The following is a 9,972-nucleotide window of genomic DNA, read 5'->3' on the forward strand; positions in this document are numbered from 1 at the left end:
CCGCTTCGTTTTCAAATTCCTTCGTGAACCGTCGCTGCTTCGTCATCGAGTTCGCCTTTCACCTTAAGGAGAACTCTCCACTTTTCCGGGGCAAGTCCATCTATCGGCTATATCGGAATGATGGACTGAGCCTTCGGCTCCAAGAAGCCAAGACGCAACGTCAGCGCTGCGAACCGCGAACGGCAACCCGCGGCGTTGGCGGCGAACGAGATGTGGTCGATGGATTTCGTCTCGGACGCCCTGTTCAACGGTCGACGGTTACGAGCGCTGACCGTGGTCGGCGCCTTCACGCGCGAAGCTTTGGCGATTGACGTCGATCAGGGTATCAAGGGCGAACAGGTGGTCGAGGCGATGGAACGGATCTCGTCGATCCGCGGCGCGCCCAAGACCATTCGCGTGGACAATGGTCCGGAATTCATCTCGAAAGCACTCGACCGTTGGGCGTACGAGAACGGCGTGACCTTGGACTTCAGTTGACCGGGCAAACCCACCGACAATGCCTTCGTAGAGTCGTTCAACGGTCGTCTTCGCGACGAGTGCCTGAACACACATTGGTTCCTGTCCACGCCCGACGTCGGAGCCAAGATCGAGGCTTGGCGGCAGGACTATAACGAGAGCCGTCCTCACACATCGCTTGGCTGGATGACGCCGGTCGAATATGCTGCTGCCGCGGCCGCCAAAGCGACCGAATGAACGCCGGAAACTCACATTCAGGTTGGATGAGAAACCGGGGGACCCTCAAATTCGAACCATGTCCTTCTCGTGACATTAGCCGAGTGAGTTTCGTTCACCATTTGGATGCGGGCCATTTACTCCTTAACGTCCAGCATCAGGGACTAAGCTGCCGTTGAACTTCGGCTGAATGAATGACCGGACGGGCAGGGCCGCTGCCGTCCATGCCCATCGAGCGCGGTCGGCCCGGTGCCGGGCTGCTCGCACATGTGCTGGTGTCTAAATACGCCGACCATCTGCCGCTGTACCGCCAGTCGGGCATCTACGCGCGCCAGGGTGTCGACTTTGCCCGCTCCACCTTGGCCGACTGGGTTGAGCGCTCGGCGACACTCCTCGACCCGCTGGTCGACGCGCTGGAGCGCCATGTCCATGGGCGGCGCGACCCCCCACGCCGACGATACGCCCGTACCAGTGCTCGCACCCGGCACCGGTCGCACCATGACGGGCCGGCTATGGACCTATGTGCGTGACGAACGCGGGGCTGGCGGCTACGTTCCGCCCGCCGTGCTGTTCCGCTACATGCCCGACCGCAAGGACGAACGCCCCGCCGGGCATCTTGCCCGGTTCCGGGGCGGTCTGTACGCCGATGGCTATGCCGGGTTCGACCGCCTCTATGGCGAACGCATCGCAGAGGTGGCCTGCTGAGCGCACGTCAGGCGCAAGTTCTTCGACGTCCATGCCGCAACCGGCTCCGCCGCCGCCCGCGAGGTACTGGACCATATCGCCGGCCTCTATGCCGTCGATCAGGGCGTGCGCGGCCGGCCACCCGACGAGCGACGGCACGCGCGCCAGACCAGGGCCGGACCGCTGCTCGATGCGTTCCGCCAGTGGCTCGACGCAACCGGACCGAAGCTGTCCCGGCGCTCCGACCTCGCGGTCGCCATCCGCGATGCGCTGACCCGCTGGACGGCGTTGACCCGCTATGCCGACGATGGTCGCTTCGAGATGCGTCCGTCCTGCTCTGCCTGCTCAACGATGAGTCCGGGGCGGATCCAGGTTGCCACCGTCCTTGCCGATCGGTGATCGGCGCAATTGATGTGGGCAAAGTCGTGTCGAAGCTGCGCGAGCGGGGAGTCCCGCTGGAAGAAGTCCGGGAAGGATCGGGTGGCCTGCACCTCGACGTGCGACCGCTGACCGTTTCGCAGGCAATGACGTTCGGCGACCGGGCATGTCTGGCGCTGGCGCTGGAACTGGGTGGCGAGACGTACACGACCGATGCGGCGCTGGCGCATACGGAGATCGGCACGACCGTCGTGAACGTCCGGGCATGATATCGTGCGATCGATCGGGAACGCCGACGGACGTCCTTATGGTTGCCACTGGGGACGGTAAGCCGGATCGAGCTTTCGATCGATAAAATAGGCGGCGCTGACGAACGCCAGATGGGTCAGCGCCTGCGGAAAGTTGCCGAGCGGCAGGCCGCGCTGGTCGACCTCCTCGGAGAACAGGCCCAGCGCGTTGGCATAGGCCATCCCCTTGGCAAGGATCGTCTGCGCCTCGTCCATCCGCTCTGCCCGCGCGAGACATTCGGCATACCAGAAGGTGCAGGTGGTGAACGCGCCTTCCCCACCTTCCAGCCCATCGGCGTTGCGATAGCGGTAGACGAGCCCGTCATCGCGCAGGTACGCGCCGATGGCGTCGAGGGTTTTGAGCCATACGGAATCGGATGATGATATGAAACGGACCAGCGGCATCATCAGCAACGCCGCGTCCAGTTCGCGGCCGCCGCGTTCCTGTACGAAATAGCCGTGTTCGGGGTGGCGAAAGTTCGTCCAGACATCGTCGACGATCGCGTCGCGGCATTCGGCCCAGGCGACCAGCGGCGCGGGCAGCGAGCGTTTCCTGGCCAGACGGATCGCACGATCAAGCGCGACCCAGCACATCAACCGCGAATGGAGGAAATGCCGCGGCTCGCCGCGCATTTCCCAGATACCGGCATCGGGTTCCTGCCAATGGGCGATGACATGGTCGATGATGCCGCGCACATGCTGCCAGCCTTTATGGCTGATCGCGGTGCCGTATTTGTTCGATAGATACACGCTGTCGAGCAGCTCGCCGAAGATGTCGAGCTGGCTTTGCGCGTGCGCGGCATTGCCGATCCGCACCGGGCGGCTGCCGGCATAGCCCGCCAGATGCGACAATTCGTGTTCGTCGGCGGCCTCCGATCCGTCGATCGCGTACATGATCCGGATCGGGTGGTCGCGGCCGGCATCCATGACCCGGTCGGCGGCCCAGCGGTTGAAATGCTCCGCTTCGGCGACGAAACCGAGGCGCAGGAACGCATAGACGGTGAACGACGCGTCGCGGATCCAGGTGGCGCGATAGTCCCAGTTCCGCCCGGCCCCGGTCGCCTCCGGCAGGCCGAAGGTTGCCGCTGCGGCGATCGAGCCGTGTCGCGCGGAGGTCAGCAGCTTGAGCGCCAGCGCCGACCGCGTCATCGCCTCGCGCCAACGGCCGTTATAGGAGGATTGCGAGGCCCAGCGTCGCCATGCGGCGGTCGTTGCCGTCATATCGGCGTCGACCAGATCGTCGGTCGGGCACGACAATGCGTCCTCACCGAGCACGAACCACGCGCTTTGCCCGGCCTCCAGCGTGAAATCGGCGCTGGCGGCATCGGGTTCGGCGGTCAGCGCAACCGAGGCGAACAGCCGCAACGCAAGGTCGCGGCCGACGAAGCGGATGCCGCCGTCCACCGCCGCCACGCCCGGCGTCTCCCGTGCATAATCGAATCGCGGCGCGCACCGCACCCGGAAGCGGATCGTCCCCCGCGTCACGGTCACCCGGCGGATCAGGCAGCGTGCATTGTGATCCGGATGGACGCGGGCATCGGGCAGCGGCAGGAGGTCGCTGACCTCGGCGCTGCCATCTTCCGCCATCCAGCGCGTCAGCAGCACGTTGGTATCGGGGACGTAGAGCTGGATGCGCTGCGGGCGATCCAGCACGGGGTGCAGGGTGAAGGCCCCGCCCTTTTCGGCATCGAGCAGTTCGGCGAAGATCGTCGGACTGTCGAGCGACGGCCAGCACAGATAGTCGATCGTCGCGTCGCGCGCGACCAGCGCCGCCGTCTCCAGATCGCCGATGATGCCATGGTCGCCGATCGCGCGCGGCGGCTCAATCATTGTCGCGGAATTCGGGATACAGGGTCATGCCACCGTCGACGAACAGGGTGGTGCCGGTCACGTAATCGGCGTCGTCCGATGCCAGCCACACCACCGCGCGCGCCACGTCGTCGGGCTCGCCGATCCGGCCATAGGGGATCAGCCGCAACAGTTTTTCCAGCGCATCGGCATCGTCCCATGCATCCCGGTTGATCGGGGTACGGATCGCGCCGGGGGCGATGGCGTTTACGCGGATGCCGTCGAGCGCCACCTCCTGCGCCAGCGAGCGGGTGAACATGCGGCTGCCCCCCTTCGACGCGGCATAGTTGATGTGCCCCGCCCAGGGGATCACCTCATGCACCGAACTCATCGTCACGATCGCCCCGGCACTTCGCGCCGGCCGGCGGTCGCGCGGCTGCGCGCGGAACCGGCGGACCGCCTCGCGCGCACACAGGAACTGCCCGGTCAGGTTTACGGCGATGACGGTGTTCCAATCGGCCAGCGTCATGTCGGCGATCGCCGCGTCCTTTTGCAGCCCCGAATTGGCGACCAGCACGTCGATCCGCCCGAACGCCGCGACAGCTTCGTCGAACAGTCGCACCACCTCACCCTCGTCCGACACGTCGGCACCGACCGCGACCGCGCGGCCGCCGCCCGCACGGATTCGTTCGACCACGGCATCGGCCGAGGCCGCGTCCGAATGATAGTTGACGATCACCGCCGCGCCGGCGCCGGCCAGCGCCTCCGCGACCCCCAGCCCGATCCCCGAACTGGCGCCGGTGACGAGTGCGACATGACCGGCAAGCGGCGTGGCGGAACGGGACATGCGGGTCTCCTGCAATACCGGACGGGGGATCAGGCGCCGGTCGGCGAGGCGGCGTTAACCGGATCGGGCGCCGATACCGCGCGCAGCGTCTGCTCCTGCGTATCCGGATCGATGCGCCGCATACGCGCCAGCGGTTCGATCGGTACCGCGCCGCCGGTGCGCAGCGCAGTCACGATCGCCTCGATCACCAGCAGGTCGGCAAGCCCTTCCTCGCCATCCGGCTCGGGGTCGCGATCGTTCAGGATGCAGTCGGAGAAGTAGCGCAGTTCGCCGCCGAACTGGTCGGTTTCCTTGTAGGTCTTGTGCGAGCAATCCTCACCGATCTGGCGGTGATGTTCCAGCCCCTGGCCGAAGCCGAAGGCCGGGTTCATTTCGATCGACCCCTTGGTCCCGGCGATGGTGAGGCTGTCGACGTTGTTGGCGTAATAGCCAACGGTGAACTGGGCGAGCCGGTCGCCCGGCAACCGCAGCGTCACCGCGATCGTATCGTCGAGATCGCCCAGCCCTGCCTCGGCATGGCGCACGCCGATCGCCGAGATGACCTCGACCGGTTCGGCACCGAACAGATAGCGGATCGCGTTGATCGGATAGGCGCCCATGTCGAACAAAGGCCCCGCCTCGATCCCGTTGGTGGCACGGTGGTTGGCGGGATCGACCATCTGCATGAAACAGGAGGTGAAGGCGATCAGGTCGCCAAGCTCGCCGGCACGGATCCGCCGGATCGCATCCAGCGTCGCCGGTTCGAAATGCAGGCGATAGGCGGTCATCAGCCGCGCGCCACCGCGTTCCGCCGCGGCGATGATCGCGCGCGCCTTTTCCGCCGACACGTCGAGTGGCTTTTCGCACAGGACATGGATGCCCGCCTCCAGCGCCGGCACCGCGAACTCGGCATGGCGCCAATTGGGGGTGGCGAGATAGATGGCGTCGATCGTGCCCGACCGGAGCAGTTCGGGAAACTGTTCGTACGAATACCGGTCCGCCACGCCGTAGCGTTCGCCCAGCGCGCCAAGCTTTTCGGGATCGCCGGATACCAGCGCGGTCATCTTGGAATTGCCGGTGTGATCGACGCCGGGCATCAACGCTTCCTGCGCGATGTCGCCCAACCCCACGGTGGCATAGCGTATCTTGCGTCCGCCCAGGCCGAGTGCCGATGCAATGCCCATACCCTGTCTCACCTATCATTTGTCGAAGCGGCGCAACCGCCCCACCCGCCGCAATTGTTCCACCGCGCCGACAAAGCGTCCGGCGACGGGCCGGTCCGGCTGTCCGGCAAGGCGGTGGCGCCCGCCAGCGCGACGGCGGCGGTGACGAGGATCAGGGCGACAACGCCGCCAGCGTCGCCGCTTCCTGTTCGCGCGTGCCGAGCACGCCGACCAGCGCCGCCTCGACGCCCAGCGCCACGGCGACCAGGACCACCGCGCCGACCTGACGCACCGCGAGTATCCGTGCGACTAGCAGCATATCGGGATCGTCGGAGCGGACCGTGGCGAGATTGAACCCGATCACGGCCATGCCCAGCACCAAGACCGAAGTCGACAGGAGGTCGGCGGCGGGGCGTGCCGCCTCGGGCGCCCCGCCTCCCGACAGTTTCAGGACGACCGCGAGGACGACCGCATGGAATAGCGGAATGCGCAGCGCTTGCGACGCGGCGCGGCGTTTGCCTTCCTTGGTGCGCGCGACAGGATAATATCCGATGGTATCGCCATAGAGTGCCGTGCCGACGAAGGCGCCGCGACCTGATCGGGAACGATCTGGGCAGTGGCAGGCGTTGCGATCACGGCGGCGCACAGGAACAGGCGGCGGCGGGCAAGCGACATCATGAAGCGGATGGACGATAGACCTGATGGTAGAGAGGGGGCGTGGTTCCGCCGCTACGGCGTGACGATCGCGAAATTCTGCAACGGCCCGTCGAACAACTCCGCGAAACGACGGAGCAATGCCTGTTCGTCGGTCTTCAAGCCCGCCGGCGGTTGACCGGAGAGGGCAGCGTGGAAGCCCTGCGCGGTCAGCCGCACCACCGGCTGGCAGGTGACGACCCGATCCGTCGCCTCGTGTGCCAGCACCGCGTTGCGCACCTGAACCCGCCGGCTGACGCCGGTATCGGCATCGACGATGTTGAAGTCGAGCACGACGCCCCTCGCACGGTCGGGCACCAGGCGCACCGCAGCGGCATCCAGCAGCAGGTCGATCGGCAGGTTCGCCAGCCCCGCGAACGCGGGACCTCGCGTGGGGGTGCCGCTGCCCTGTCGCAGTTCCTGCGCCGCAGTCAGATAGCCGTTGCGCCAGGTCGAACTTTCGGCGCGATAGCCGAGCTGCTCGTAGAGATCGGCCAGTCGCGCCTTGGCTCGCGCATTCGTCGGATCGGCGAAGACGAGCCGATCGAGAAGTTCGACCGCCCATCGATGATCGCCCTTGGCCTCGGCTTCCTCTGCCAACGCCAGTCCGCGCTCACCGCCACCGATCGCCGCGACATAGCGTTTGGCGGCATCTTCCGGCGGCAGCGGGTCGAGGTGCGCCGGATTGCCGTCGTAAAAGCCCATGTAGCGCTGGTACACCGCGCGCGAATTGTGGCTGAGCGTGCCGTAATATTCGCGATTGAACCATCGCGACGCCAGCACATCGGGATAGCGCAACTGATCGGCGATCTCGTTTCCGGTCAGCCCGTCGTTCATCAGGCGCACGCTCTGGTCGTGCAGATATTTGTACGCATCGCGGTGGTTCTGGAGATAATCGAGGATGTCTGCGCGTCCCCAGTGCGGCCAGAAGTGGGATGTGAACAGCACTTCGCTCCGGTCGCCATAGCGCCCGATCGCCTCGGTCAGCACGTCCGCCCACGCATTGACGTCGCGAACCAGTGCGCCGCGCACGGGCAGAGCGTTGTGCAACGTTCCGTTCGCATTCTCGGCGAGGCAGAGTGCCTTGAAGTCGGGCAGATAGAAATGGAGCTCCGCCGGTGCCTCGGTATTCGTAGCCATCTGGAACTCGAACCGCACGCCGTCGATCGTCAGCGTCTCGCCCGTGCGGCTGATTTCATGCGTCGGCACGATCGGCAGACGCGAGCGCGCCGTCGCCGCTCGACCGGCGGGCGGGGCGACGGTGCGGATCGTCGGTCCGATGCCCAGCGTGACGCCGCCCGTCTCGGTCTGCGGCAGACGAAAGCCGAACTGGTAGCCCGCGCGCCGACCCATCGCAGGCCCGGCGATGATCGACTCACCCATCACCTCGCGGATGAACCCGGCAGGCGCGACGACAGGCACCTTGCGCCGCGCCGCCTCCTCATCCGAAAGCACGCCGCGCACGCCGCTGTAATGGTCCGAATGGCTGTGGGTGTAGAGGATGCCCGTCACCGGCTTGCGCCCGAGATGGTGATAGACCAGCTCCATGCCGGCCCGCGCCGCGTCCTCGAAGCCCGGATCGACAACGACATATCCCGTATCGCCGACGATCACCGTCATGTTCGAGATGCTCAGCCCGCGGACCTGATAGAGGCGGTCGGCGACATTGAAGAGACCATGTCGCGCCAGCAGCCCGGCGTTGCGCCACAGGCTGGGATTGACGGTAGCCGGCGCCGGCCGATTGAAGAAGGCGTTGGTATCAAGGTCGGCGACGACCGCACCATCCGGATCGCGCAGCACGTTTCCCGGCACCGTCGCGATGAAGCCGCGCATGGCCAGCGCGCGATCGTGCTTGTCGTCGACCGGAAGCGTGCGCGCGAATTCCAGCAGCTTCTGCCGGGTTTCAGCCGTAGCCGGCTGTGCTGCGCCCTGTCGACGGATGCATCTCCTGAGCATGTCCTGTGCCGGCGATCAGCGCTGCGCATGCACAGCCCGTTGCTATCCATCGTATCACATTCAAGCCCCCGAACCGCCGCCAAACCGCCGGCTTAATGCCTACTTGATCAGTGGGGTATTGAACTGGCCCCTGTTTTGACCGGACGGAATTAAGCCTAAGAAGGAGGCGTGGGGCTATCCCCTGAGCATAGGCTTATGTCCGTGTCCGAGATCATCGCCGACGGCGGTCGTCGCCGTCACTGGAGCACGCCTGAGAAGCTGAGGATCGTCGAGGAGACGCTCGACGGTCGCGAGAGCATCTCGGTGGTGGCGCGCCGACGATGACGTGACCAGCAACCGCCAGGTCCGCGAGATGGACAATCGCATCCGCGAACTGGAGCGCCAGCTCGGCCGCAAGACGCTGGAGGTCGAGATCCTGAAGGAAGCGCTGGAGCGTTCACGCCCAAAAAAAGCGAGCTTGCTCATGCACTCGCCGCTGCCGGGCCGGAGACTATCCGGTGAGCCTGGTCGCCAGCACGCTCGGGGTCGGGCGCTCGACGGTGTACGACCGCCTGGCCGGCAGCACCAAGGCTCGCGGGGGCTGCGTCAAACCAAATGCACCTTCCGGTAAGCAGGGCGGGGTAGGGGGCTCCGATGCCCCGTCCGCGAAAGCCAGCCAGCCCGTTCCGCTACTTCAACTCATCGCCAGAAGTGATCCGGCTGGTGGTGCTGATGTACGTGCGTTTCCCGCTGTCGTTGCGGAATGTGGAGGACCTGCTGTTCGAACGCGGGATCGATATCTGCCATGAGACGGTGCGGCTGTGGTGGAACAGGTTTGGTCCAATGTTTGCCGGCGAGATCCGCCGCCAGCGGGTCAGCCGCATGCGGGGCTTCCGTCACTGGCGCTGGCATCTCGACGAGATGTACGTGAAGCTGAACGGCGAGATGGTCTACCTGTGGCGAGCGGTAGACCAGGAGGGTGAGGTGCTGGAGAGCTACGTTACCAGGACCCGGGACAAGGCAGCTGCACTTACCTTTATGAAGAAGGCAATGAAGCGCCATGGCTCCCCCGAGGCGATCACCACCGATGGCCTGCGCAGCTACCGGGCGGCAATGAACGATCTCGGCAATGCCCAGAAGCAGGAGACTGGTCGCTGGGCCAACAACCGGGTCGAGAACTCGCACCTGCCGTTCCGAAGACGAGAGCGGGCGATGCTCAGGTTCAGGCAGATGCGCACCTTGCAGAAGTTCGCTTCCGTCCACGCCAACGTTCACAACCACTTCAACCTGGAGCGCCATCTCGTCGACCGACAGACCTACAAGGACCGACGCTCAGCCGCACTGGCTGAGTGGCAGATCCTCGCAAGCTAGGCTGCCATCCTCAAAGACCGACATGCATCGTGTGGAGAGCGGTTCGCGTTAGACTGACAGCACCCCGGATAGTCTTCGGCAGCGGCGAGTGCATGAGCAAGCTCGCTTTTTTTGGGCGTGAACGCTCCAGCGCTTCCTTCAGGATCTCGACCTCCAGCGTCTTGCGGCCGAGCTG

7 protein-coding genes and 3 pseudogenes are annotated in these 9,972 nt (G+C 65.6%); 5 read left to right on the plus strand and 5 right to left on the minus strand.

Features of this window, described 5'->3' with window-relative positions; genetic code table 11:
- Positions 1 to 92 precede the first annotated feature (92 nt).
- From ASE90_RS07595 to ASE90_RS07610, 3 genes and pseudogenes are all read left to right on the plus strand, one after another.
- Positions 93 to 693, plus strand: a pseudogene (locus ASE90_RS07595) (IS3 family transposase); the annotation flags it as partial.
- A 191-nt stretch (positions 694 to 884) separates the two neighbouring features.
- Positions 885 to 1,677 (plus strand): annotated as a pseudogene (gene tnpC, locus ASE90_RS19640) (IS66 family transposase); the annotation flags it as partial.
- A 92-nt stretch (positions 1,678 to 1,769) separates the two neighbouring features.
- A complete protein-coding gene (locus tag ASE90_RS07610; protein ID WP_156357933.1) occupies positions 1,770 to 2,003 on the plus strand; it encodes a hypothetical protein in 234 nt (77 codons plus the stop codon).
- Between the two features lie 36 nt (positions 2,004 to 2,039).
- Here the strand turns inward: ASE90_RS07610 and ASE90_RS07615 are convergent, their stop codons facing one another.
- From ASE90_RS07615 to ASE90_RS07635, 5 genes are all read right to left on the minus strand, one after another.
- Positions 2,040 to 3,851 carry a glycoside hydrolase family 15 protein gene (locus ASE90_RS07615; protein ID WP_055998542.1) on the minus strand — a complete coding sequence of 604 codons (1,812 nt, stop codon included), beginning with the start codon at positions 3,849 to 3,851 and terminating at the stop codon, positions 2,040 to 2,042.
- Complete coding sequence (locus ASE90_RS07620) at positions 3,844 to 4,656, minus strand: glucose 1-dehydrogenase (protein ID WP_055998544.1); 813 nt, start codon at positions 4,654 to 4,656, stop codon at positions 3,844 to 3,846. The genes ASE90_RS07615 and ASE90_RS07620 overlap by 8 nt, the downstream gene beginning before the upstream one ends.
- 29 nt (positions 4,657 to 4,685) lie before the next feature.
- Positions 4,686 to 5,831 carry a Gfo/Idh/MocA family protein gene (locus ASE90_RS07625; RefSeq protein WP_235531711.1) on the minus strand — a complete coding sequence of 382 codons (1,146 nt, stop codon included), beginning with the start codon at positions 5,829 to 5,831 and terminating at the stop codon, positions 4,686 to 4,688.
- A gap of 139 nt (positions 5,832 to 5,970) precedes the next feature.
- On the minus strand, positions 5,971 to 6,444 hold the full coding sequence (locus tag ASE90_RS07630; RefSeq protein ID WP_055998548.1) for a hypothetical protein: 474 nt from the start codon (positions 6,442 to 6,444) through the stop codon (positions 5,971 to 5,973).
- Between the two features lie 83 nt (positions 6,445 to 6,527).
- Complete coding sequence (locus tag ASE90_RS07635; RefSeq protein ID WP_235531712.1) at positions 6,528 to 8,324, minus strand: alkyl/aryl-sulfatase; 1,797 nt, start codon at positions 8,322 to 8,324, stop codon at positions 6,528 to 6,530.
- A 291-nt stretch (positions 8,325 to 8,615) separates the two neighbouring features.
- On the opposite strand from ASE90_RS07635, the pseudogene ASE90_RS19055 reads away from it, so the two are divergent.
- Together ASE90_RS19055 and ASE90_RS07645 are read left to right on the plus strand one after the other, a co-directional pair.
- Positions 8,616 to 9,037: pseudogene (locus tag ASE90_RS19055) on the plus strand (IS3 family transposase); the annotation flags it as partial.
- A 43-nt stretch (positions 9,038 to 9,080) separates the two neighbouring features.
- The gene (locus tag ASE90_RS07645; RefSeq protein ID WP_055998552.1) at positions 9,081 to 9,797 is read left to right on the plus strand and encodes an IS6 family transposase; all 717 of its coding nucleotides are present in this window, start codon (positions 9,081 to 9,083) and stop codon (positions 9,795 to 9,797) included.
- The last annotated feature ends 175 nt before the right edge of the window (positions 9,798 to 9,972 follow it).

It is taken from the genome of Sphingomonas sp. Leaf67, from assembly GCF_001421965.1.
Lineage (GTDB): Bacteria > Pseudomonadota > Alphaproteobacteria > Sphingomonadales > Sphingomonadaceae > Sphingomonas.